Annotated in this window: 17 protein-coding genes and 2 pseudogenes; 17 read left to right on the forward strand and 2 right to left on the reverse strand. The window is 71.5% G+C overall.

Translation table 11 applies throughout. From position 1 onward, the window contains the following. Window positions 1–72: 72 nt before the first annotated feature. From ElP_RS24025 to ElP_RS24070, 10 genes are all read left to right on the forward strand, one after another. Window positions 73–501, forward strand: coding sequence for a hypothetical protein (locus tag ElP_RS24025; protein ID WP_145274137.1), 429 nt, complete (start codon window positions 73–75; stop codon window positions 499–501). A gap of 141 nt (window positions 502–642) precedes the next feature. Further along, window positions 643–1,437: an SRPBCC family protein gene (locus tag ElP_RS24030; RefSeq protein WP_197446326.1), complete on the forward strand. Its 795-nt coding sequence runs from the start codon at window positions 643–645 to the stop codon at window positions 1,435–1,437. A 13-nt stretch (window positions 1,438–1,450) separates the two neighbouring features. Beyond that, a complete protein-coding gene (locus ElP_RS24035; RefSeq protein ID WP_145274142.1) occupies window positions 1,451–2,620 on the forward strand; it encodes a zinc-dependent alcohol dehydrogenase in 1,170 nt (389 codons plus the stop codon). Window positions 2,621–2,689: 69 nt separating this feature from the next. Beyond that, on the forward strand, window positions 2,690–3,136 hold the full coding sequence (locus tag ElP_RS24040) for a cyclase dehydrase (protein WP_145274144.1): 447 nt from the start codon (window positions 2,690–2,692) through the stop codon (window positions 3,134–3,136). 113 nt (window positions 3,137–3,249) lie between these two features. Beyond that, window positions 3,250–4,419 carry a zinc-dependent alcohol dehydrogenase gene (locus ElP_RS24045; protein ID WP_145274147.1) on the forward strand — a complete coding sequence of 390 codons (1,170 nt, stop codon included), beginning with the start codon at window positions 3,250–3,252 and terminating at the stop codon, window positions 4,417–4,419. Window positions 4,420–4,643: 224 nt separating this feature from the next. After that, window positions 4,644–5,207: a type 1 glutamine amidotransferase domain-containing protein gene (locus tag ElP_RS24050; protein ID WP_145278667.1), complete on the forward strand. Its 564-nt coding sequence runs from the start codon at window positions 4,644–4,646 to the stop codon at window positions 5,205–5,207. Window positions 5,208–5,470: 263 nt separating this feature from the next. Then, on the forward strand, window positions 5,471–6,301 hold the full coding sequence (locus tag ElP_RS24055; protein ID WP_145274149.1) for a type 1 glutamine amidotransferase domain-containing protein: 831 nt from the start codon (window positions 5,471–5,473) through the stop codon (window positions 6,299–6,301). Between the two features lie 945 nt (window positions 6,302–7,246). After that, a complete protein-coding gene (locus tag ElP_RS24060; RefSeq protein ID WP_197446328.1) occupies window positions 7,247–7,900 on the forward strand; it encodes a sigma-70 family RNA polymerase sigma factor in 654 nt (217 codons plus the stop codon). 54 nt (window positions 7,901–7,954) lie between these two features. Continuing rightward, entirely contained in the window at window positions 7,955–12,298 is a 4,344-nt protein-coding gene (locus ElP_RS24065; protein WP_145274151.1) for a protein kinase domain-containing protein, read from the forward strand. A gap of 414 nt (window positions 12,299–12,712) precedes the next feature. Beyond that, on the forward strand, window positions 12,713–13,522 hold the full coding sequence (locus tag ElP_RS24070; protein WP_390836089.1) for a WD40 repeat domain-containing protein: 810 nt from the start codon (window positions 12,713–12,715) through the stop codon (window positions 13,520–13,522). Here the strand turns inward: ElP_RS24070 and ElP_RS41315 are convergent. After that, a pseudogene (locus tag ElP_RS41315) lies at window positions 13,512–14,042 on the reverse strand (hypothetical protein); the annotation flags it as partial. The gene ElP_RS24070 and the pseudogene ElP_RS41315 sit on opposite strands and share 11 nt — an antisense overlap. Window positions 14,043–14,766: 724 nt before the next feature. Here ElP_RS41315 and ElP_RS24080 point away from each other — a divergent pair. From ElP_RS24080 to ElP_RS39960, 7 genes and pseudogenes are all read left to right on the forward strand, one after another. After that, a complete protein-coding gene (locus ElP_RS24080; RefSeq protein WP_145274156.1) occupies window positions 14,767–15,378 on the forward strand; it encodes a hypothetical protein in 612 nt (203 codons plus the stop codon). A 153-nt stretch (window positions 15,379–15,531) separates the two neighbouring features. Then, complete coding sequence (locus ElP_RS24085; protein ID WP_145274159.1) at window positions 15,532–15,801, forward strand: hypothetical protein; 270 nt, start codon at window positions 15,532–15,534, stop codon at window positions 15,799–15,801. 111 nt (window positions 15,802–15,912) lie between these two features. Further along, window positions 15,913–16,191 carry a hypothetical protein gene (locus tag ElP_RS24090; protein ID WP_145274162.1) on the forward strand — a complete coding sequence of 93 codons (279 nt, stop codon included), beginning with the start codon at window positions 15,913–15,915 and terminating at the stop codon, window positions 16,189–16,191. Between the two features lie 77 nt (window positions 16,192–16,268). Then, a protein-coding gene (locus tag ElP_RS24095; RefSeq protein WP_145274165.1) for an IS630 family transposase occupies window positions 16,269–17,407 on the forward strand; the annotation gives its coding sequence in 2 pieces (ribosomal slippage) (window positions 16,269–16,707 and window positions 16,707–17,407; 1,140 coding nt in all). 59 nt (window positions 17,408–17,466) lie between these two features. Then, window positions 17,467–17,976, forward strand: coding sequence for a helix-turn-helix domain-containing protein (locus ElP_RS24100; protein ID WP_145274168.1), 510 nt, complete (start codon window positions 17,467–17,469; stop codon window positions 17,974–17,976). A 69-nt stretch (window positions 17,977–18,045) separates the two neighbouring features. Then, complete coding sequence (locus tag ElP_RS24105) at window positions 18,046–19,269, forward strand: IS110 family RNA-guided transposase (RefSeq protein ID WP_145274171.1); 1,224 nt, start codon at window positions 18,046–18,048, stop codon at window positions 19,267–19,269. Window positions 19,270–19,625: 356 nt separating this feature from the next. Beyond that, window positions 19,626–20,897 (forward strand): annotated as a pseudogene (locus tag ElP_RS39960) (IS701 family transposase). Between the two features lie 146 nt (window positions 20,898–21,043). Here ElP_RS39960 and ElP_RS24120 read toward each other — a convergent pair. Next, entirely contained in the window at window positions 21,044–22,420 is a 1,377-nt protein-coding gene (locus ElP_RS24120) for an IS701 family transposase (RefSeq protein ID WP_145274180.1), read from the reverse strand. Window positions 22,421–22,696 lie beyond the last annotated feature (276 nt).

Here is a 22,696-nt window from a genome sequence, read left to right on the forward strand (position 1 = left end):
CGCGTGACGACACCGGACGATTCGGGGGCCGCAGGCCGCGACATTCCACCAGGATTTCACAACCGGTGCGTCATGAAAGCATTCGCTCTGGCATGGCTCCCCTACGTCCTTGCCCTGGCCCGGATGCCGTCGCCTCGACTGCGTGAGCGTCGACACCCTGGTCGACGCCCGCATCGACGACTCCCGGGTGGCGAGCACGGTCCAGGACCACGGCGAGAAGGGCCGTCCGACGGCCTGGAGTCGGACGACCGGGGGCGGATCTACGCGACGAACGACGAGCAGAATCTCGTGGTCCGCCGCTCGCCCGACGGCCGTTTCGAGACGCTGGTCCACGACCCGCGCGTGCTCTGGCCGGATACGCTGTCGGTGGCCCGCGACGGGCACCTCGACTTCACCTCCAGTCAGCTCCACCACCAGGCACGCGATCACGAGGGGAAGGACCTGCGGCAGAGGCCGTACGTGCGCTTCGCGTCAAGACCGCCGACGGGCCGGTGCGGCTGACTCGCTGAGGGACGCCGGGAGCCGGCATGACTCGCGGGCGTAACGAACCCCCAGGAGCCCGGGGGGGGACGCGTCGATGTGACCGACTTGACACCAATGGATCGCGGGGCGGCCCCGGGAGCCCCGTCGGGAGGAGGAGACATGGCGACGACGAATGTGCTGTTCCGGGAAACTCCCGTGACGACGGGCGGGACCCGGCACCTCTCCCTGAGGGAGGCGGGTCGAAGGACGTCGGGGGCCAACGTCGGCCAGGCCGAGCGCGTCGCCTCGGCGGCCCTCGGCGGGACGTTACTCCTGCTCGGGCTCGGCCGGCGTTCGCTCGGCGGGGCGGCGGTGGCCGCCCTCGGCGGCGGGCTCGTCTACCGGGCCGCCACCGGGCACTGCCATCTCTACGAGGCGCTCGGGGTCGACACCGCCGCCGACCGCGGGGCGGCGGCCGGGGCCTCGGAGGACTCCCCGGAGGCGGTGGTCGCGATCACGATCGGCAAGCCCGCCGAGGACCTCGAACGCCTCTGGCGCGATCCGCGGACCCTGACGCGGATCACCTCCGGGTTCGCCGAGGTGACGCCCGCGGGCGACGGCCGCATGCGCTGGAAGGTCCGGGGCCCGCTCGGGCGGGACTTCGAGTGGGACACGCAGGTCGTCGAGGACCGGCCGGGTTCGGGGCAGCGCTGGCAGTCGGTCGACGGGGCGTCCCTGCCGAGCGAGGGTGAGATCCACTTCCGCCCCGCGCCGGGCGACCGGGGTACGGAGGTCACCCTCCGCATCCGCTTCAACATGCCGGGCGGGGCCCTCGGCCTGGCGGCCGCCAAGCTCCTGGGCTTCGTGCCCAAACTGTTCGCCGAGCGGGCGATCCACTACTTCCGGGCCCTGGCCGAGACGGGCGAGATCCCCACCACCGAACGGCAGCCGGCCGCACGCGCCGACACCCGCTGAGGAGGACATGCCGATGCGAGCGCTCTACTGGAACGGCGTGAACGACCTGCGGGTCGGGACCGTCCCCGACCCGACGATCGTCAACCCCCACGACGCCATCCTGAAGGTGAGCCTCTCGACCACCTGCGGCTCGGACCTGCATTTCATCGACGGCTACCTGCCGACCATGAAGCCCGGCGACGTCATCGGCCACGAGTTCATGGGCGAGGTGGTGGAGACCGGCCCCGAGGTCAGGAAGGTCAAGGTGGGCGACCGCGTGGTCGTCCCGTCGTTCATCGTCTGCGGCGAGTGCTGGTACTGCCAGCACCAGCTCTTCTCGCTCTGCGACAACACGCACCCGAAGCCCGAGCTGCAGGTGCCGATGTTCGGCTACGCGACGGCCGGCATCTACGGCTACACCCACGCCTTCGGCGGCTACGCCGGGTCGCACGCCGAGTACGTCCGGGTGCCCTTCGCCGACAACGACTGCTTCCACGCCCCCGAGGGCGTGCCCGACGACCAGGTGCTCTTCCTCTCCGACGCCGCCCCCACCGGATACATGGGCGCCGACTTCTGCAACATCCAGCCCGGCGACACGATCGCGGTCTGGGGCTGCGGCGGCGTCGGTCTCATGGCGCAGCGGAGCGCCTACCTGCTGGGGGCCGAGCGGGTGATCGCCATCGATCGCCTCCCCGAGCGGCTCCGGCTGGCCCGGGAGAAGTGCGGCTCCGAGACCATCAATTACATGGAAGTCGACAGCGTCGTCGAGACGCTCAAGGAGATGACCGGCGGCCGCGGGCCCGACGCCTGCATCGACGCCGTGGGCATGGAGGCGCACGGGACCGGCATCCAGCACGCCTACGACAGCGTCAAGCAGGCGCTGCACCTCCAGACCGACCGGGGGACGGCGCTGCGCGAGGCGATCATGGCCGTGCGCAAGGGCGGGATCCTCTCGATCCTCGGCGTCTACATGCTGATGGACAAGTTCCCCATCGGCGCGATCATGAACAAGGGGCTCACCGTGCGGACGGCCCAGCAGCACGGGCAGAAGTACTTGCCGCGCCTGCTGGAGCACGCGGCGAAGGGGGAGCTCGACCCGTCGTTCCTGGCGACGCACCGGTTCTCGCTCGAGGACGGGCCGCGCGGCTATGCGATGTTCAAGAACAAGGAGGACGGCTGCGTCCGCTCGGTCTTCGCGCCGTGACGGACGCGCCTTGCAGCCCTCGGACGCCTCGCGGCCCGAGGCGTATCTCAAGCACCATGGGGGCAGAGCATGAACGAGATGAACGTGGCTCGCGGGCTGGGGTGGTTCAGCCTCGGCCTGGGCCTGGCCGAGATCGTGGCGGGCCGGGAGATCGGCCGCACGCTCGGGATGGAGGACCGCACCTGGCTGATCCGGGCCTACGGGATCCGCGAGATCGTTTCGGGCGTCGCCATCTTCTCGCAGGACACGCCCCGGGCCGGCGTGTGGTCGCGGGTCGCCGGAGACGTCCTCGACCTCGCGACGCTGGCCTCGGCCTGCACGGACGACAACCCGAAGCGCGCCAACGTGGCCGCGGCCATCGTGTCGATCGCCGGGATCACGTGGGTCGACTACTGGTGCGCGAAGCGGCTCCACAGCGGCCGGCCGCACGCGTCCTACCGCGTCCATCAGCAGTATGTCGCCGACGGGCCGAGCCGCCGCAACGCCTCGGGAGAATTCCCGGCGGCCCACCGGTAGGCGCTTCCGGGGCCGCCCCCGCCGGGGTCAGACCGGGCTTCGGCCGGTGCGGCGGCCCACTCGCCAGCGGCGATCACCCGAACTCCGAGGCCCCCAACACGAGAGGAGCACCCATGAGGGCCATCTGCTGGCACGGCAAGAGCGATGTGCGCGTCGACACGGTCCCCGACCCGAAGATCGAGGACCCGCGCGACGCGATCGTCCGGATCACCTCCACCTGCATCTGCGGCTCCGACCTGCACCTCTACGACGGCTACATGCCGACGATGGAGGCCGGCGACGTCCTCGGCCACGAGCCGATGGGCGTCGTCGAGGAAGTCGGGAAGTCGGTGACGAAACTCAAGCCGGGCGACCGCGTGGTCGTCCCGTTCACGATCTCCTGCGGGACCTGCTGGTTCTGCGAGCGGCAGCTCTACTCGCTCTGCGACAATTCGAACCCCAACGCCGAGATCGCCCGACAGGCGATGGGCCAGTCGCCGGCGGGCCTCTTCGGCTACTCGCACATGCTCGGCGCCTACCCCGGGGGGCAGGCGGAGTACCTCAGGGTGCCCTACGCCGACGTCGGCCCGGTGGTGATCCCCGACGGCATCCCGGACGAGAAGGTCGTCTTCCTCTCCGACATCTTCCCGACCGGATACATGGCCGCCGAGCAGGCTCAGATCGAGCCGGGCGACGTCGTCGCGATCTGGGGCTGCGGCCCGGTGGCGCAGTTCGCCATCCGCAGCGCCTGGATGCTCGGGGCGGGTCGGGTCGTCGCCATCGACCGGGTGCCGGAGCGGCTGAAGATGGCCCAGGACGGCAAGGCCGAGACGATCAACTTCGAGGAGAAGGACGTCTACGACACCCTGATGGAGATGACCAACGGCCGCGGGCCGGACCGCTGCATCGACGCCGTGGGGGCCGAGGCGCACGCCGGGGGCAGCCTCGACGCGGTGATGGACAAGGCGAAGGCGTCGGTCGGGCTGGCCACCGACCGGCCGCACACGCTCCGCGAGGCGATCATGTGCTGCCGGAAGGGTGGCACCGTCTCGATCCCGGGGGTCTACATCGGGTTCCCCGACAAGGTCCCGATGGGCGCCGCGATGAACAAGGCCCTGACCTTCAAGATGGGCCAGACGCACGTCCCGAAGTACCACAAGATGCTCCTCGGGAAGATCGAGGCCGGCGAGATCGACCCGTCGTTCGTGATCACGCACGAGGTGCCCCTGGAGAAGGGGCCCGAGATGTACAAGACGTTCCGGGACAAGAAAGACCACTGCATCAAGGTGGTCCTCAAGCCCTGAGCACCCGGAGTTGCGACGCGCGGGGGCGGCTCCCGGCCGCCCTTGCGATGGGAGGAGTTTCCGAACCGAGGACGGGAGAGAAGGGAGGGAGGAGGATGGACAACAGGCGGAGGGATGGCGCCATGTTGGTGTGGTTGTCGAGCCTGGCGGTGCTCGCCGTTGGCGCGGGCCCCGGGCGCGCGTCCGCCCAGGACGCGCCGGGCACCGAGCGCAAGCCCGCCGGCATGACGGTCGCGATCCTTGTCGCCGACGCGTTCGAACAGGTCGCGTTGACCGGCCTGCGCAAGGCGCTCGACGCGGTCGGGGCGAAGACCGTGCTGGTGGCCCCGCACCCCGGCCAGGTCCGGGCCTGGAACCTGGCCAACTGGGGCGACATGTTCGACGTGGACCGCCCGCTCGGCCAGGCCCGGGCCGAGCAGTTCGACGCCCAGCTGCTCCCCGGCGGCGTGGGCAACACCGACCTGCTCCGGGTCAACGGCGACGAGGTGAAGTTCGTCCGGGCGTCCTTCGACGCCGGAAAGCCGGTCGCTTCCATCTGCCACGGTCCCTGGTCGCTCATCGAGGCGGGGGTCGTGAAGGGCCGGAGGATGACCGCCTGGCCGTCGCTGAAGACCGACCTCCAGAACGCCCGGGCGACCTGGGAGAACAAGGAGGCGGTGACGGACAACAACCTCGTCACCAGCCGGATGCCGGCCGACATCCCGGCCTTCAACCGACACATGATCGACCTCTTCGCAGCGGGCAAGCCGGGCACCGGTTCTGCCCCCTCGGGTACCGCTCGCCGGTGAGCCGTGTGGATGGAAAATCCTCTCCGGCCGGTCGGGCGATCCGACCGAAGCGTAATCAGCAATATCCCCTCAGCAGAGTCGCGTTTGCAGCGCTCCGGGCGGCTGGCTCGGTGGGTTCAGACTCCCCGACCGCACGCCTGCGCGATCACACACCGTCCGTCGTCCTGACCGTGACACGCCACCGCCTCGGCATACGCGTTGCCCCCAATCGGCTGCGCGCAGTGCCAACGCGCGGCGCGTTCAAACGACAAAGGAGCAGACTCATGCTGCTGGACCAAGCACGACGATTGTACCGGGGCAAACCGCTCGCTGGTCGGCGAATCGCGATGCTGGCGACCGACGGGTTCGAGATGGTCGAGCTCGTCGTCCCCGCCGCCGCCATGCGGCTGGCTGGCGCGACGGTCGACGTGATTTCCATCCACCCGGGCCGGATCCGCGGGATGAACCTCCACGAACCGGCCAGCACGGTGGGCGTCGACCTGACGCTCGACCAGGCCGACCCGGCCGAGTACGACGGGCTCCTGATCCCCGGCGGGTTCGTCAATCCCGACCTCATGCGGCAGTCCGCCGGCGCGCGCGCGTTCGTCCGCGCGTTCGGCGAGAGCGGCAAGCCGATCGCCAGCCTGTGCCACGGTCCCTGGGTGCTCGCCTCGGCCGGGCTCCTGGAGGGCCGGCGTCTGACGTCCTGGCCCGGGCTCCGCGACGACCTGGTCAACGCCGGCGCCACCTGGCTCAATCAGCCGCTCGTCCACGACGGCAACCTCGTGACGAGCCGCGGCCCGCAGGACCTCAAGCCGTTCGTCGCCGCGATCACGCGGCTGTTCGCCGGGGCCGACCGGGAGCTGGAGCAGGAGTTCCCGTCGTCCCGCGCGACGCAGTCCTCGCCGCCACCGGACGAGCCGCCGCGCCTGGTCGTCGACGTGATGCGCTGGATGCCCAAGCCCTCGGTGCGCACCATCCTCGGCCTGGCCGTCGCCGCCGTCGCCGTCTCCCTCTACCTCCGTCGACGACAACTGGGCGTGCGGTCCCTGGCGGCCCCTGCCGCCGAGAACGCGCGGCCGTCGTCGCCGGGTCGATTCGCGCTGAGCCGGTGACGGCGCGGCGGAAAGTTCGCCGCCAAAGCCGCGACCCGCGGCCGCTGCATCGGGTATGAGCGATCATGAGTCGGAAGGCAGGGGGAGGGGCAAACGGATATTCCGGTATCCCCGTCCCGAGCAGGCGGCCGTGGGCGGAGCACCGAGAAGCTCAGCGGGCCCGGCTTAATCCAAGCCTCGATGACCATTTGGCCACGCGGCCGGGGTCCGCTGGGGCGCGGGTCCTGCCGGGCTCAGCTTCAATCCGCGCGCCGGGCCCGGCTCGCCGCCGGCTCGGCGCCGCCACCGGATTGATGAGCACCACATTATGCAGGAGGTCCACGCGGCCGTCCACGCCGCGGGGCAGACCAGGAGGGCGAGTTGCGACACCTTCGTCCTGCACCTCCCGGAAGCCGACTCCGACGTCCGCGCCGTGCAGCAGGTGCTGTGCCACCGCGACGTCTCCACGACAATGAACGACAGCCACGTGCTCCTGCGCGGTGGCTGCATCGTCATCCCACTGGACCGGCTATAACGCATCAGGGATCCAGGCGCCCCTCCCGTCGTCCGACCCGAAATGCGGTCAGTATGCCGAAGCGCAAAGCGCGTCGGTCCGAAACGCCGCGGGCCGATTACACCGACGCAGGTCGGGATACTGGATTCGGCCGGGGCGATTGCGCCGTCCGCCGCGATGGGAGTCGCGCGAGGAGCCCGAGCACGCGATCCTTCGCGGAACGCGCACCGTCTTTGATCATGTGGCCGCGGTCCCCTCGGCAGGCCTGGATCAAGCCCTGCTGGGGAGCGAATATCGAGGCACGTGCCCGGACGGCTCCGCTCGCAAGTCAGCCGGACCATCTCCGGGTCGAGGCCGAACCTCGGTGAGGGTGGGCCGCCGGCCCGACGATCCGTCTCCGATCCTCGTCGGACCCCAGTGGACGACGACCCCCGCGTCCCGGATCCCAGATTATGGAGACCAGCAAGGTGGCCAACCCGAGCGACACCGACGACCTCCTCCGCCGCGCCCTCGATGGCGACGAGGCCGCCTTCGTCGCGCTTTTCGACGCCGCGCGCGACCGCCTCCGCCGCATGGTCCGCCTGCGGCTCGACCGCCGGCTCTCGGGCCGTGTCGACGAGTCCGACGTGCTGCAGGATGCCTACCTAGAGGCCCGCAGGCGTCTGGCCGACTACGCCCGCGACCCCGGGACGATGCCCGTCCACCTATGGCTCCGCCTAGTCACCGGTCAGACGCTGACCGACCTGCACCGCCGCCACCTCGGGGCCCGGATGCGCGACGCCGGCCTGGAGGTCGCACTGCACCGCGGCGCCCCGCCGGCGGCCAGCTCGGCCTCGATGGCGGCCCAACTATTCGGCAAGATGACCAGCGCCTCGCGGGCCGCCATCCGGGCCGAGCACGCCGCGATCGTCCAGGAGGCGCTCGACGGCATGGACGCGATCGACCGCGAGGTCCTGGCCCTGCGACACTTCGAGCACCTGAGCAACGCCGAGGTGGCCCTTTCGCTCGGCCTGACCCGGACGGCCGCCAGCAACCGATACATCCGGGCGTTGAAGCGGCTCAAGGAGATCCTGTCCTCGGTCCCCGGCCTGGGCGATCCCCTGTAGCGCCTGCCTGAGGACGGCCCGAAATGCCGCCGGACCCGGCGGAGGAACACGTCGATGGACCAGCTCGACGAATCGCGGAACCCGGTCGAGGCCCTGGCCGAGGAGTTCATCGAGCGTCGGCGTCGCGGCGAGCGGCCCTCGCTCGAGGAATACGCCACGCGGTACCCCACCCTGGCCGTCGAGATCCGCGACCTGTTCCCGGCGCTGGCGATGATAGAGGACCTCGGCGAGGACGCCGCAGCCGCCCCCGCCGACGGCCGGGCCGACCGGGGCACGGACGGCGGCCACCGGCCGACAATGCTGGGCGACTACCGGATCCTCCGCGAGATCGGCCGCGGCGGCATGGGGGTCGTCTATGAGGCGGTGCAGGAGTCGCTCGGCCGGCACGTGGCCCTGAAGATCCTGCCGACGCTGAGCCTGGCCGAGCCGGTGCAGCTGGAGCGGTTCCGCCGCGAGGCTCGGGCGGCGGCGAAGCTGCACCACACCAACATCGTGCCCGTCTTCGGCGTCGGCGAGCACGGCGGAGTGCACCACTACGCGATGCAGTACATCGCCGGGCAGCCGCTGGACGAGGTGCTGCGCCAGCTCCGGTCTCTCCGCGGGTGCGACCGCCGCGAGGAGGCCGACGCCCCGCCGGCGTTCTCGACGCTCGCCCATGGCGCCGGCGAGGCGCCCTCGGCCCTCGACTTCGCCCGATCGGTCGCCAGCGGTCGGTTCGCGTATGATCGCGGCAGAGAAGCGGGCGAGGAGGTGCCCCCGGCGCCGATACCCCGCCCGGACGGCGACGCCACGACGAGCCTGGCGATCCCTCGGCCCCAGGGCGGGCCGGCGTCGGCCCTGGGCCCGCCGACGCCCCCCGGATCGTCCTCCCCGGCCGCGTTCCCGGGGCGGGGGGACCTCTCGGGTATCGAATCGGACTACCGCCTGTACTTCGGGAGCGTGGCCCGGATCGGCATCCAGGTCACCGAGGCGCTGGCCCATGCGCACGAGCACGGCATCCTGCACCGCGATGTCAAGCCGTCGAACATCCTGCTCGACGCCGGGGGCCGCGCCTGGGTGACCGACTTCGGGCTGGCCAAGTCCGAGGGGGACGCGCTGACGAACACCGGTGACATCGTCGGCACGGTCCGCTACATGGCGCCCGAGCGGTTCCGGGGCGTCTCCGACGCCCGGGGCGACATCTACGGCCTCGGTCTGACGCTCTACGAGCTGCTCGCCCTGCGTCCGGCGTTCGACGGGGCCGACTGCATGCGGCTGATCGAGCGGATCGGCAACGTCGACCCTCCCCGCCCGAGGTCCATCGACCCGCGCGTGCCGCGAGACCTGGAGACGATCGTCCTGAAGGCGGTCGAGAAGGACCCGGCGTGCCGCTACGCGACGGCCGCCGCCCTGGCCGAAGATCTGGGGCGTTTCCTCGAAGACCGGCCGATCGCCGCCCGCCGCGCCAGCCAGGCCGAGCGTGCCTGGCGGCTCTGCCGGCGTAACCCGGTCATCTCGGGCCTGGCGTCGACGGTCGTCGCCATCCTCTCCTTCCTGGCCGTCGCCGGGCCGATCGTCGCGGTCCGGCAGGCGAACCTGGCCGCCTCCGAGTCCGAGGCCAAGCGACGCGCGCTCACGGTGGAGCATCAGACCCGACTGGCCCTCTACGCCTCCGACATGAAGGTCGCCCATCAGGCCTGGGAGGACGGCGACTTCCGTCGCCTGCTCGACCGGCTCGACCGTCATCGACCCCGGCCGGGTGATGCGGAGGACCTTCGTGGCTGGGAGTGGTACTACCTCTACGAACGCTGCCGGAGGGGCCTTGAGACGCCTCGCATCGACCACGGCGTCCCCCTCTGGGCCGTCGCCTATTCTCCCGACGGCTCGACCCTCGCCCTCGCCGACGCGGACGGGGTGGCGACGCTCTACGACGCGGATACCCGGCGGCGCCTCCACATCATCGATGCCCATGCCAGCTGGATGCAAGGGATGGCCTTCTCGCCCGACGGCGGACTCCTGGCCACCGGGACCGAGGACCGGACGATCCGATTCTGGGCCGTCGAGGCCGGGACGCTCGCCAAGGGCCCCATGACGACGGGGGACGTCGAGTCCTTCGCCTTTTCGCCCGACGGCAAGCGGCTCGCCGTGATCGGGCATGGCGGCCTCGGAATCTGGGACGTCGATGCCGAGGTGCTCCTGAGCCCCCCTGACGGTCCCGGATGGCTGGAGGGAGTCCATGCCGTCATGTATGCTCCCGGCGGCGCGGTGCTCGCCGCGGCGCAGGGCGCTCATTCCGTCGCGCTGCTCGATGCGAACTCGGGAGAGCGGGTGGGCGGGCACGAGGGGCACGAGGCGCGGGTCCTGTCGCTCGCCTTCTCGCCCGACGGGGCGACGCTGGCCACCGGCGATGCTGAGGGCCTGGTCGTGCTCTGGGACGTCGCCTCGGCCGAGCCCCGCACGACGCTCGCCGGGTCGGCGGACCCCATCTGGGCCCTCGCCTTCTCGCCCGACGGGGCGACGCTGGCCTCCGGCGGCGGCAACGGTGTCGTCACGCTCTGGGATGCGGCGACCGGGCGGCGGGTCGACCGGCTCGTCGGGCACGGCGGTGCGATCATGGCGCTCGACTACGCCCCCGACGGCGAGGTCCTGGCCTCCGGCGGCGGCGACGGCACGATCAGGCTGTGGGCCCTCTCACACGCCCGGACGGAGGAACTCCTCGAGCCGAGCTACGACGACTCCCATTCGGGGGGACACCCCCAGGTCGCGGCCTTCTCGCCCGACGGCGCGATCCTCGCCCTGGGCGTCGGGTCGCCGGTAGGCGACTACGGGAGCCTGGACCTTATTGATCCGCGTTCGCTGGAGCCGATCGACGCCGTGAAGGACCACACCTGCTGGACGGCCGGCTTCTCGCCCGACGGCACGACCCTCGCCGTGGGAGGGCAGGAGCTGATCTTCTGCGACCTCCGCTCGGGCCATCGGCGGGCCATCCTCGACCCCCACGGCGGTCGGGTGATCACAGCCGGGGGTTCCCACTATCACCCCGTCGCGATCCGGGACCTCGGATTCTCGCCCGGCGGCACGACGCTGGCGACGGCCGGCAAGGACCGCACGGCGAAGCTCTGGGACGTCGCCTCCGGCTCATGCCTGGCCACCTTCCCCCTCGCGGCCGAGGCCCACGCCGTCGCGTTCTCCCCCGACGGCGAGACCCTGGCCACCGGGGGTGTCGGCACCGATGCCCTGACGCTCTGGGACGTGGACACCCAGGCGCGACGGGCCCTGCTCAAGGACGCCGGCATCCGGGACGTTGCCTTCTCGCCCGACGGCGCGATCCTCGCCTCGGCGCACGAGGACGGGACGATCATGCTCTGGGATGCCGCCACCGGCCGACGGCGAGCGACCCTCAAGGGGCACACGGGCTGGGTCCTCTCCGTAGCGTTCGCGCCCGGCGGCAGGACCCTCGCTTCGGGGGGCTGGGACGCCACGGTCCGGCTCTGGAACCTGGCGACCGAGGAGGAGCTATTCACCCTGAGGGGACATACCCAATCCGTCACCGAGGTCGCCTTCGCTCCCGACCGCACATCGCTGGTCTCGACCAGCACCGACGACACCGCCCGCGTCTGGAGGGCGGTGGTCGTCGGAGGGGCCGGTCCCTCCGGCCCTCCCCCCCTACTCTCGATCCCGGGATCGGACGCGGAGCCGTACGTGATCGAAGTCAGCCGGACGGACGACGCACCGGTCGCCGACGGCCACATCGAGCCGGGAGAGTACGGCGGCCCGACGATCGCGTTCGACTTCGCGGAGGATCGCAATCCCGGCCGGGTCCTGAACTGGAACCGGACGAGGACCAAGAGCCCGGAAGACCTGAGCGTCCGTTTCTCCTCGGCCTACACGCGGGACGCACTGTTCCTGGCTTTCGAGATCCGCGACCAGTCAATCGATGCCGACGGGCCCGACGAGCCGAACTCGTTCCCATGGGAGAACGATTCGGTCGAGGTCCTGATCGACGGCGACCGCACCTCGAATGACCTCTGGTGGGGCGACCGCATCGGCAGCCGGGAGGGCTTCCAGGTCATCGCGGATGCGCTCGGGGCGCAATTCACCGCCTCATTCGCCGACGATCTCTCCAACGGAGACTGGACGGCCAAGTCGGTCCTCGTCCCGGGCGGCTACGTCATCGAGTTCGAGATCCCCCTCGCCCGGATCGACACGCGGGACGGCCCCGAGACCGTCCCGGCCGCGGCCGGCTCCAAGCTGCGCTTCAACATCGCCGTCAACGACGTCGACGACCCCGAGGCCGAGTTCCGCGACCAGGTCTTCCTCTGGTCGGAGCACCCGGAGACCCTCCCCCTGCCGTTGGGGGCGTCACACTTCGGCCTCGGCGAGGACGCCTGGCCGGTCGTATTGAGGCTGGCTCCCTGACCCGATTCGCCGGGTGGGCCGTCGGCCCGACCCGGCATCCCGGCAGTGTGCCGGCGGGCGATGAGTGCTTGATGGACGATCGGACCGGCTCTGAGGGGGCGCATCGACGAGTCCGGTTGCGCGGACCTGATCCGGAGCGGAAGCCTCTTGCGAGGGGCGACGGGAGCGGTGCGCGTGGACCTGATGTCGACCTTGATTGGGCCCAACTGCCCGAGGGGAGCGTCTGCCATGCCGAATGAGATCGATCGATCCGAGCTCGTCCGGACGATCGGGGCTCGCTTGATGTCACCGAGGCTGGCGATCGTGCTTGCGGGGCTCGTCCTCGCCCGCTGCTGCCTGCCGGCGCCTCGGTCGCAGGGCACCGACCCGTCTCAGCGGGCCGCCTTCCGGCTGCACGACGGTGTGATCCGGGCGATGGACGCCTCGGCCGACGGTCGGGTGCTGGCCGCGGTCGGGGGCGACTCCGCCCGGCTCTGGGACCCGATCACCGGCCTGTCCCCTGCCCCGCCCCTGGTCGGCTCCGGGCCGCCCAACTGCGTGGCGCTATCCCCGGACGGGGGGACGCTCGCACTGCCCGGGTGGGACTACGCGATCGAGCTCCGCGACGCCGCCACGCTGCGTCCCCTCGCAACCCTCCGGGGGCACGACGCCCTGATCACCGCCCTCGCCTTCGCACCCGACGGTCGGGCTCTCGCCTCCGGGAGTCGCGACGGGGAGATCATCCTCTGGGACCCCTCCACCGAGGTGCCCCGGGCGACCCAGCTCGGCGGCGACCGGAGCGTGGTCGCCCTAGCCTTCGCCCCCGACGGCCTCGTCCTGGCATCGGGAAGCAGCGACGGCGCGATCCGGCTCTGGGATGTCGATTCCGGCAGGCTGCGCGTGGCCTTCGGCGGGCACGTCGCCATGTGTCTGGCCTTCGGCGCCGACGGTCGGACCCTGGCCTCGGCCGGCTTCGATCGGCTCGTGCGGCAGTGGGACATCTCGACGGGGCGGCTCCGCTCGGCCTTGCGGGGGCATGGCAGCCCGGTGATGTCAGTGTCCTATTCGCCGGACGGGCAGACGCTGGCCTCCGGCGATGATCGCGGTGCGATCCGTCTCTGGGAAGCGGCGAGCGGACGGCCGCGAGTCGAGTTCCGCGGCCACGAAGGCGGAGTCGTCTCCCTGCGGTTCGGCGCCGACGGCAGGAGTCGTCGCTGTCCGAGGCGCCGTGGAGCAGGTAGATGACAGGGTACGTGCCATCCCCCTCCTCGTATCCGGGAGGGGTGTAGACATGCATCCGCCGGGGACGGCCGAGCGTCTCCGAGCGGTACGTCACCTCCGCCACCGCGCCGTGAGGGACGTCCCGCGTGTCGGAGAGGTCCGACCCCGGCACGACGACCAGGCTCCACGCGGTGCCGTTGGACTGGCTCGTCGCCGGGTTCTCCGGGTCGACTACGGGAACGCCATCCACGTCGAACCGATACCGATACGCCCCGGCGGGCACGGGGCCGAGGTTCAGCTCCCAGACGCCCTCGCCGTCCCTCTGCATCGCCCCCTCGTCGGGGATGCCCGGGATGTCGCCGCCGACGAGCCGCACCGCGTCGGCCGAATCGGCCCGGAGGCGGAATGTCACGCGCCGGTCCTGCTGCACATCCGGCGAGGCGGGCGGCGGGGGCTGCCTCTCCTCCTGAGCCTCCGTCGTCACGGCCCACCTGGACGGGGCGAGCACCAGGAGCATCACCCAGGCGGTGGTTCGTCGATTCATCGCACTTCTCCCTCTGGCCAGGTTAACGGGCGCCTCCGATCCGGCCTCATCCGACCGGAGAGGCCGGGGGCCTCCGGACAAGCGATGCTACCACGGCATCCCGGCCTGGGGGATCAGCCTCCGACCGACCGGTGCCGGCGGGAGATCACGGCGTCCCCGCCGGCCGGGACGCGGATGAGGCCGAGTTCGCCGAATCCGTCCGCCTTCGGGACGACGAGACAGCGGCCGGCCCCCGGGCAGCGGGCGGACGGGTGGCACAAATGGGCCTTGATGTGGATGACGCTGGAACTGCCTGTGCTCCGGTCCGTCCCGGTATCGATAGAGCCCGTGGCATCCGATCGACGACAAGCCGGGCCTGACCGCTGGTCGCAACGGACCCATTCCGCGGTTCGCTCGACCGGGGCGTTCGCCCGTTTAGCGCGGTCCCATGTTGATTGGAGCTCCCGGTCAGCGGCGATCGGACTGATCCGGGTCCGCAGCCCGGCCTGGCAACGACTCCGATCGTAACCCTGTCGACAGCACCTTCCTCCGCCGAAACCCTGGACCTGGGCACCCATCCCGGGTCCAATTCGTGTCCCGGGAAGCGGATCCAGACGCCGAAGGCGAGCTCTGCAACCTCCGAGATCCCCCGATCGAGCTCATCAGAATCGACGCAACCACCTTCCGCCGCAGAAGAAGCGAGCACGCGACCTTCGGTGATATCCCTTCGAACGTAAGGTCCCCCATGACCGGACGCAGTAACGCCTCCCTGCTCCGCATCGCCGGTCCCTCCGGCCGCGCGCTCCCGCTGGAGTCGGGCAGGACCTACCCGCCTGGGACGCGGGTGGAGGTCATGACGGGCCGCTTACGGGCGCGTGTGGCCACGGACGGCTACGTCTCGGGGATCGCGGGCGGCTCGTCCCTGGACAGGTGGACCGGGGCCCGCGACCTGGGCTTCGGGCTGGATGTCGTCGACTTCCTGCTCGAGCCTGCACTCGAAGGGGAGCCGATCCCCGGAGGGCAGTATCACTTCGGGGACCTCGTGCACGGCGACATTGTCAGACGGTATGTCGAGGGCCCGCAGATCTGCACGCAGTCGAGGCGGCTGGCGCCGACGGTCTTCGTCGGCGAGGGCTTCGCGGCCGTCCGGCTACGCCACGAGTGGACGGTCGCCTACCCGCCGCACGAGCGGGCGGGATCGGCCTGGGAGCAGATACTGATCCTCCCGGAGAGGGAGCGGGTCTTCCTGGCCGCCGACCGGGCGACGACGGTGGCCAAGTTGCCCTGCCTGTCCCTGCGGATCGACCTGCCGGGGCACATCAAGCACCGGGGCGGTAAGGGGTTCGAGCACGTCTAACTGAGCTACCACGACCCGGAGACGCTTCCCTCTACGGAGTTCGCCGCCGGCTTTCCGCCCATCGCGCGGTTCCTGTACCGCTGGGGCGAAGCCCCGCCCCCGGAATGGTTCATCCGGGACTACCAGGTCCCTGAGGGCCCCTGGACGGCGGGGATGACGCTCAACCCGGCGGACGTGTACCAGGCGTGGTGCCACCAGCGCGGCTACGTCTGCCTGATCCAGGAGATCGGCGGCCGTCTGACGCGGCCCGGCGACACCTTCGGCGCCGCGTACGTCGTCGGCTGCTTCGACGACTTGGACGCCATGGAGCGGGCCTACGACAGCCATCGCGGGGCCAGCGGCTGGGCGCTCGACGGCCCCGCCGGACTACCGACGGGGTATCGGGGGGTGGATGGGGACGGGTCGGGGCCGGACGATCGATGACGGGGTTACCGGGCGATCGGCTTGCCAGCTCCCGGCACCCGGGCGGACGCGACAGCCATCCGGGTCCCTGTCGCTCCTGACCAACCTGACGAACGCAACGTGGAGCCCCCCATGCTCACCCGCCGCGACCACCTCCGACTCCTGCCCTCTTCGGCCCTCTTCCCGGCCACCTCGCGGGAGGCCGCCGAGGCCGGCTTCGTGAGGGTCGATACCCATGTCCATATCCATCAGGACGCCCCCGAGCTGGTCGCCGCCCTGGGGGAGTCGGGGTGGCGGGGGCTCGACATCGTCATCTGCCCGGCCGTCGGCGACGAGCCGTTCGACCTCGAGGCGAAACTGGAGGCGACCCGGCGGGTCGCGCAGCGGAGCGGCGGGGTCGTTGCCTCCTAGTGAAGCGTCACTCGCTGATTTTCGGGTAAAATGACCCCCCTTGTCCGGCCGCATCGTGGCTCGCCGGGGGGGTTGCCATGGCAAAGAAGTACGTCCTGAAGCTGACGGCCGAAGAGCGGGCCGAGCTGGCTCGCCTGGTCCGCAAGGGCAACATCGCCGGCTGGAAGGTGCAGCGGGCTCAGGCCCTGCTCAAGTGCGACCAGGGGCCCGACGGGCCGGCCTGGCCCGACGCGAAGATCGCCGAGGCGTTCGGCGTCACGACCCGCAGCCTGGAGTCGTGGCGCAAGCGGGCCGTCGAGCACGGGCCGATGGCGCTGCTGCAGCGCAGGCCGCGGACCCCGTCGGCGGTCCCCAAACTCGGCGGCGAGAACGAGGCGCGGTTGACGGCCCTGGCCTGCTCGCAGCCGCTCAGGGGCCTGGCCCGCTGGTCGCTCCGGCTGCTGGCCGAGCGCCTGGTGGAGTTGGAGGTCGTCGCGGCGGTCTCGCACGAGACCGTCCGCCGCTCTTTGAAAAAAGCGCGCTGAAGCCGTGGCTCAGGCGGATGTGGTGCATCCCGCCGGAGCAGGACGCGGCCTTCGTCTGCCAGATGGAGCAGGTCCTGGAGGCCTACCGGCGCCCGTATGATCCGAGGCGCCCCGTCGTCTGCATGGACGAACAGCCCAAGCAGCTGATCGCCGAGGCGCGGCGGCCATCGCCGGCGGCGCCCGGACGCCCGGCCCGGGTCGACTACGAGTATGTCCGCGAGGGGACCTGCACGGTGTGGATGTTCGTCGAGCCGCTGGCCGGCTGGCGCGACGTGCGCGTGACCGAGGCGAAGACGGCCGTGGACTGGGCCCACCGGGTGCAGCGGCTGGTGGACGACCCGCGCCACGCCGAGGCCGAGCGGATCACGCTGGTCTGCGACAACCTCGTGACCCATTCGCTGGCGTCGCTGTACAAGGCGTTCGAGCCGGCCGAGGCCTTGCGGTTGGCGCGGCGACTGGAGCTGGTGCACACGCCGAAGCACGGCAGCTGGCTGAACGTCGCCGAGATCGAGCTGTCGGTGTTGACGCGGCAGTGCCTGGACCGGCGCATCGCGGTGCAGGACGAGGTGGCCGGGGAGGCCGGCGCCTGGGGCGAGCGCCGGAACGCCAAACAGGTGGGCGTCGAGTGGCACTTCACCACCGAGGACGCCCGGATCAAGCTGAGGCACCTCTACCCGAAGATTAACGAGTGACGCTTCACTAGTGCAGGTCCAAGGATGATCCTTTGCGGGCCGATCGTCGTAGGAGTGGTATGGTCCCACCTCTCTTCGTCCGACCGCTGACCCCCGACGAGCATCAGGCGATCCGGGCCGGCCCCCGCTCGCCCTCGGCCTTCACCCTGCGCCGCTGCCGGATCCTGGCGGCCAGCGCCGAGGGCCTCAAGCCCTCGCAGATCGCCCCCCGGTGTGGCCGCCCGTCCCAGACCGCCCGCAACGCCCTGCGGGCCTTCGCCGCCGAGGGCACCGACTGCCTGCGCGAGAAGTCCCACCGCCCCGCGTCGGCCCGCCCCGGGATCGACGACGCCGGGTGCGAGCGGCCGCGGGCCCTGCTGCACCGCAGCCCCCGCGACTTCGGCGAGCCGACCTCGTTGTGGACCCCGGAGCCGGCCGCCGGGGCGGCCTTCGCCGAGGGCCTCACCGCCCGGCTCGTCAGCGGGGAGGCGATCCGCCAGGCCCTGGAGCGCCTCGGCGTCGGCTGGAGACGGGCCGAGGACTGGATCACCAGCCCCGGCCCCTCATATCTGCGCAAGGAGAGAGCATGAAGGCCGGAGCCGTTCGGGAGGCAGGCTTGAGCGAGTGACACGCTCGTCCCCTTCCCGGAGACCTCGGCCATGACCACCACCACCAAGAAGAAGGTCCGCTTCGTCCGCCCGAACTCCTCGACGTCCTCGACGCCCCGCCTCGACTCCGGCGAGACGGCCCACGTCGGCGTCGACGTCCACAAGGCCAGCCACCACGTCGCCGTCGTCACCGACCTGCGGGGCCTCGTCGCCTCCCGGACCCCGCCCGCCGACCCCGAGTCGCTCAGCGAGCGGCCCAAGCCCATCGGCTCGCAAGTCGCCCGGGTCGTCTACGAGGCCGGTCCGACCGGCTTCACGCTGGCCCGACGGCTCAGGTCCTCCGGGCTGCGAGCCGGGGTGATCGCCCCGTCGAAGACCCCCACCATGCCGGGCCCCGAGGCCGAGAGCGACCGGCTCGACCGCCGCAAGCTGGCCGTCTTCGCCCGGAAGGGGCCGCTCCAACCCGTGCGCGTCCCCGAGGAGCGGGAGGGAGCCGACCGCCGGGTCCTGCGGCTGCGTGAGCAGCTGGCCCGCAAGCTCCGCGCGGCCCAGCAACAGGTCCAGGCGTTCCTCCTCCAGCATGGCATCGCCGAGCCGGCGGGGCTGACCCGCTGGACGGCCGCGTCGGTCGACGCCCCTCGCCGGCTGGAGCTGACCCCCGAGCCGCGGCTCCGCCCGGACGTGATGCTCGACGAGCGGCAGCATGATCGGGAGCGGGTGGCCCGCGCCCCCCGACGCCTGGAGGAGTCGGCCGGGGCGGGCCGCCATCGCGAGACGGTCGCGACGCCGCGGACGGCGCCCGGGGTGGGGCCGATCACGGCGATGACCTCCCGCGTCGAGCTGCACGACCCGGCCCGGTTCCGCGACGGCGGCCAGGTGGCGCGGGTGATCGGGCTGGCGCCGCAGGTCTCGCAGGGCGGCCCGACGCGCCGCGAGGGGCGGCGGCTGAAGTCGGGCAACGCCCGGCTGCGGACGGCGCTCGTCGAGGCGGCCCGGAGGTGGGTCGCCGGCGATGAGGCGGCGAAGGCGCGATACCGCCGGCTGGTCGCCACGACCGGCAACGGCAAGAAGGCCATCGCGGGGATGGCCCGGCGTCTGGCGATCCTGCTGTGGCGGCTGAGCCTCAGCGGTGAGCCCTACCGGGCGGCCGCCTGGCGGCCCGGCCCGGCCCCGGCAACCCCGGAGCGGCCCGGTTCGCGGCCGCGACCCCTGCCCGAGCGACCGTCGAGTGGGGCAGGACGACCCCGAGCCAGTGAGGATCTGCGAGTGAGGTGACCGCGTCGCGCCCCCGGCGGGCTGAGGCCCGCGGAAGAAGAGGGCGGCCCTCGTTCGCGATCGCAGACCCTAACCCGTGCCCCGAGCACGAAGAGCAGGCCGATCCTCCCACGCCTCGGGCTCCGCATCTCGCCCCTTGACAACCGGCCTCATAGCAGGGGGATCCCCAGCGCCGGTGATCACGCTGCCTGCCATCCGGCGAGCGTTGCAGCGCCTGCTGGCGCCGGTCAGCCGACACGACTGCGCGTACTGCCGGCCTTGGATCGCCCACAGCGAATCGAAGCTAACGGAGTAGCACTAATGCTACTCCGTTAGATCCTACGAACTGTTGGGCGGCCCGGTTCGTACCACAGGGTATGAACCGCACCAACACCCCCGAACTTGCCCCCGACGTCCTCGACCGGCTGGCCGACCACGCCGCCGGCTTCCGCGACGACTTCAACCGACCCCGCCAGGCCGCCTGGTGCGGCGTCTACCTCCGCGGGCTGATCACCGACGGCGACCGCAAGAGCGCCGAGCCGATGGCCGCCCGGGTCCCCCTGCCCGAGGATCTGGAGGTCTCCGACTCCGACCAGGCGCTGCAGCAGTTCCTCGGCCAGAGCACCTGGGACGAGCGGGCGGTCCTGAGACGCTACCGCGCCACGATGGCGGCGAAGTTCGCCGACCCGGCGGGGATCTTCGTGATCGACGACACCACCTTCCCCAAGCAGGGCGAGCACTCCGTCGGCGTCCAGCGGCAGTACTGCGGCGCGCCGTGCAAGAAGGCCAACTGCCAGTGCGCCGTCAGCGTCCACTACGTCGCCCCGAGGGGCCACTAACCGCTGGACATGCGGCTCTACCTCCCGGAGAGCTGGCTGGGAGATGCGAAGCGGTTGGACAAGGCCAGGGTACCCGAGGACCAGCGGCGTCCGCTGACCAAGGGCCAGATCGCCCTGGAGCTGCTGGACCGGGTCCGCTCCGAGGGGCTGCCGGGCGGGCTGGTGGTGGCCGACAGCGGCTACGGCGTCTCGGGGCCGTCCCGCGACCGCCTGGCCGAGCGCGGGCTGCATTACGTCGTCGGCGTCACCGACGAGATGGTCGTCTTCACCGAGCAACCGCGGTGGGTCGCCCCGGCCGCCGCCACCGGCGGCCGCCCGCAGAAGAGGCCCCGGCTGGCCGAGGGCTCGCCCCGGCCGGTGAGCCTGAAGGAGCTGGCGGCGCGGACGCCGCGGCGGAAGGTCACCTGGCGGGAGGGGACCAAGGGGCCGATGTGGGGCCGCTTCGCCTGGCTGCGGGTCTGGCCGGGCCAGGGCTGGTCCACCGGGCAGTGCGCCGGGACCGCCCCGATCCGGCTGCTGATCGAGGAGCAGGCCGACGGCAAGCTCAAGTACGCCTTCAGCGACCTGCCGGCGGACACCAGCCGCCTGCGGGCGGTGCGGCTGTGGCGGAGCCGCTGGCCGGTGGAACTCGGCTACCAGCAGATGAAGGAGGAACTCGGGCTGGACCACCACGAGGGCCGCTCCTGGCGGGGGTTCCACCACCACGCCTGCCTGGTGATGCTGGCCTACGGCTTCCACACCCTGGAGCAGCGACGAGCCCGCCGGGGTCGGTCCCGGCCGGGCAAAGAGGGGGGCGCCGAGCGCCCGTGATCACGCTGCCGGCGATCCTCCGGGCGCTGCAACGCCTGCTGGCGCCGGTGAGCCGGCCCGACTGCGCGTACTGCAGACCCTGGCTCGCCCGCGGCAAATCGAAGCTAACGGAGTAGAACTAATATTACAGCGCAGGTTCCCTCGTCCTACTTTTCACGCCGCGCTGGCGCAGCACGGCGAGCCGCCGCTTGCGGTGGCTGGCGGCGGCCCGCCGGTTCCGCTCGCGGCGCCACGCCGACCACCGCAGGATCTCGCCGACGTCCCACGCCCACACCTCCAGCAGGTGAGTCAACAGGGCACGCACCTCCGGCACGCTCATCTGCGACGCTTTTCCCCCCCAGCCGCACCCGCTGGAGCACCAGGAATGCCAGGGCCAGCATCGACAACGCCGTGTGGTGATGCCAGCCGACCCAGCCCCGGGTCTCGTACTCGTCCAGGCCGCATTCCCCCTTGGCCGACTGGATGTCCTCCTCGATCGTCCACCGCGTCGCCCGGACCTGCGCCAACTTCGACAGCGGGACCTCCGCCGGGGCGTGGGAGCGGTGATACTTCAGCTCCGGCTCCTGCCCCAGCGACCGACGCACAAGCAGCCGCTCGCGCGGGCCGGGCAGGCCCCCTTCGCTGAACCAGGCCCACAGCTCGGCGTATTCGTAGACCCGCGGCCCCTGACTCCCCTCGGCCACCGTCAGCCGGCGCCAGGCCGTCGCCGGCAGGGCGGCGACCACCTCGTCGACACGCTTCGCCTCCCCGACGACCAGCGGCTGGGTGCACGGGCGTCCGCGCCTCGGCCTGGGCCGCTCCTCGGGCGGGATCACCCGCGGCTCGCCGGTCCAGACCCGGGCATCGGCCGAGCTGTCCAGCACGTACCGCTTGCCGAGTTGCCGGACGCCCTGCACGAAGGTCGGGCTGTCGCCGTAGACGCCGTCGCCGCCGACCCAGCGGAACGGCACCCCCTCGGCGACCGCGTCGGCGGCCATCGCCAGGGCCAATTCCGGCTTGGTGCGGAAGATCACGCCGGCGGGCACCCCGGCCTCCTCGCGGCGTTCGCCGTCGCCGGCCCACTCCTCGGGCAGGAACAGCCGCCGATCGAGGAAGGTGTGGCCCTTGGCCGAGCAGTAGTCGGCGAAGACGGCGACCTGGCAGTTGTCGGTCCGCCCCAGCGTGCCGGAGTACTGCCGCCTGACGCCGACGGACTTGGTCCCCTTCTTGGGGAACCCGGTCTCGGCGGCATTCCAGGCGGCGTCGTCATCGGCCAGCAGCTCCAGGACCGCGCCGCGCATCTGCCTGAGGATCGCGCCATCGGACCAGGCGCCGGTGCTGATGAAGGCTTGCAGCGAGCGCACCGGGCCGCCGCTGGTCGCCTGGGCGATGTTCTCGATGCTGCGACGCTCGCCGCCGTGGAGCAGCCCCTGGACGAAGCGGCGTGCGTGGACCTGATTCTCGTCGCGGCCGAAGAGGGGGGCGAAGCGGTCGAGGAAGCGGTCGAGTTCGGGCTTGAGGGCCAGGAGTTGGTGTTCGTCCACGAGCGATCGCCTCGGGAGGTCCGGCGGGACTCACGAATGATCGCTCTTGTACCCGAAGCCATCGCGGCGTAGAAGAGCAGACCGCCCTGCGCTGTAGTACTAAGCCTTCCACCAACGGTTAGCGACCTGCCAGGAGCCCTGCTTGGTCGGTTCGGCGCCGAGTTGTCGGGCCGAGATAGTGTAAAGCTTCCCACGGTACTTCTTGTATCAACCCTTGCGGGCGGGAATCCACGACATCAGGAGCTTGTGTGGCATGGTCTGCAAACCGTTTTTGCT

The sequence above is a fragment of the Tautonia plasticadhaerens genome (assembly GCF_007752535.1).
Lineage (GTDB): Bacteria > Planctomycetota > Planctomycetia > Isosphaerales > Isosphaeraceae > Tautonia > Tautonia plasticadhaerens.

What these genes read in the sequence shown, in the direction of transcription:
- ElP_RS24025 (WP_145274137.1), top strand. Translation starts at nt 73, where the DNA reads ATGAAAGCATTCGCTCTGGCATGGCTCCCCTACGTCCTTGCCCTGGCC.
- ElP_RS24030 (WP_197446326.1), top strand. Translation starts at nt 643, where the DNA reads ATGGCGACGACGAATGTGCTGTTCCGGGAAACTCCCGTGACGACGGGC.
- ElP_RS24035 (WP_145274142.1), top strand. Translation starts at nt 1,451, where the DNA reads ATGCGAGCGCTCTACTGGAACGGCGTGAACGACCTGCGGGTCGGGACC.
- ElP_RS24040 (WP_145274144.1), top strand. Translation starts at nt 2,690, where the DNA reads ATGAACGAGATGAACGTGGCTCGCGGGCTGGGGTGGTTCAGCCTCGGC.
- ElP_RS24045 (WP_145274147.1), top strand. Translation starts at nt 3,250, where the DNA reads ATGAGGGCCATCTGCTGGCACGGCAAGAGCGATGTGCGCGTCGACACG.
- ElP_RS24050 (WP_145278667.1), top strand. Translation starts at nt 4,644, where the DNA reads ATGACGGTCGCGATCCTTGTCGCCGACGCGTTCGAACAGGTCGCGTTG.
- ElP_RS24055 (WP_145274149.1), top strand. Translation starts at nt 5,471, where the DNA reads ATGCTGCTGGACCAAGCACGACGATTGTACCGGGGCAAACCGCTCGCT.
- ElP_RS24060 (WP_197446328.1), top strand. Translation starts at nt 7,247, where the DNA reads ATGGAGACCAGCAAGGTGGCCAACCCGAGCGACACCGACGACCTCCTC.
- ElP_RS24065 (WP_145274151.1), top strand. Translation starts at nt 7,955, where the DNA reads ATGGACCAGCTCGACGAATCGCGGAACCCGGTCGAGGCCCTGGCCGAG.
- ElP_RS24070 (WP_390836089.1), top strand. Translation starts at nt 12,713, where the DNA reads ATGGACGCCTCGGCCGACGGTCGGGTGCTGGCCGCGGTCGGGGGCGAC.
- ElP_RS24080 (WP_145274156.1), top strand. Translation starts at nt 14,767, where the DNA reads ATGACCGGACGCAGTAACGCCTCCCTGCTCCGCATCGCCGGTCCCTCC.
- ElP_RS24085 (WP_145274159.1), top strand. Translation starts at nt 15,532, where the DNA reads ATGACGCTCAACCCGGCGGACGTGTACCAGGCGTGGTGCCACCAGCGC.
- ElP_RS24090 (WP_145274162.1), top strand. Translation starts at nt 15,913, where the DNA reads ATGCTCACCCGCCGCGACCACCTCCGACTCCTGCCCTCTTCGGCCCTC.
- ElP_RS24100 (WP_145274168.1), top strand. Translation starts at nt 17,467, where the DNA reads ATGGTCCCACCTCTCTTCGTCCGACCGCTGACCCCCGACGAGCATCAG.
- ElP_RS24105 (WP_145274171.1), top strand. Translation starts at nt 18,046, where the DNA reads ATGACCACCACCACCAAGAAGAAGGTCCGCTTCGTCCGCCCGAACTCC.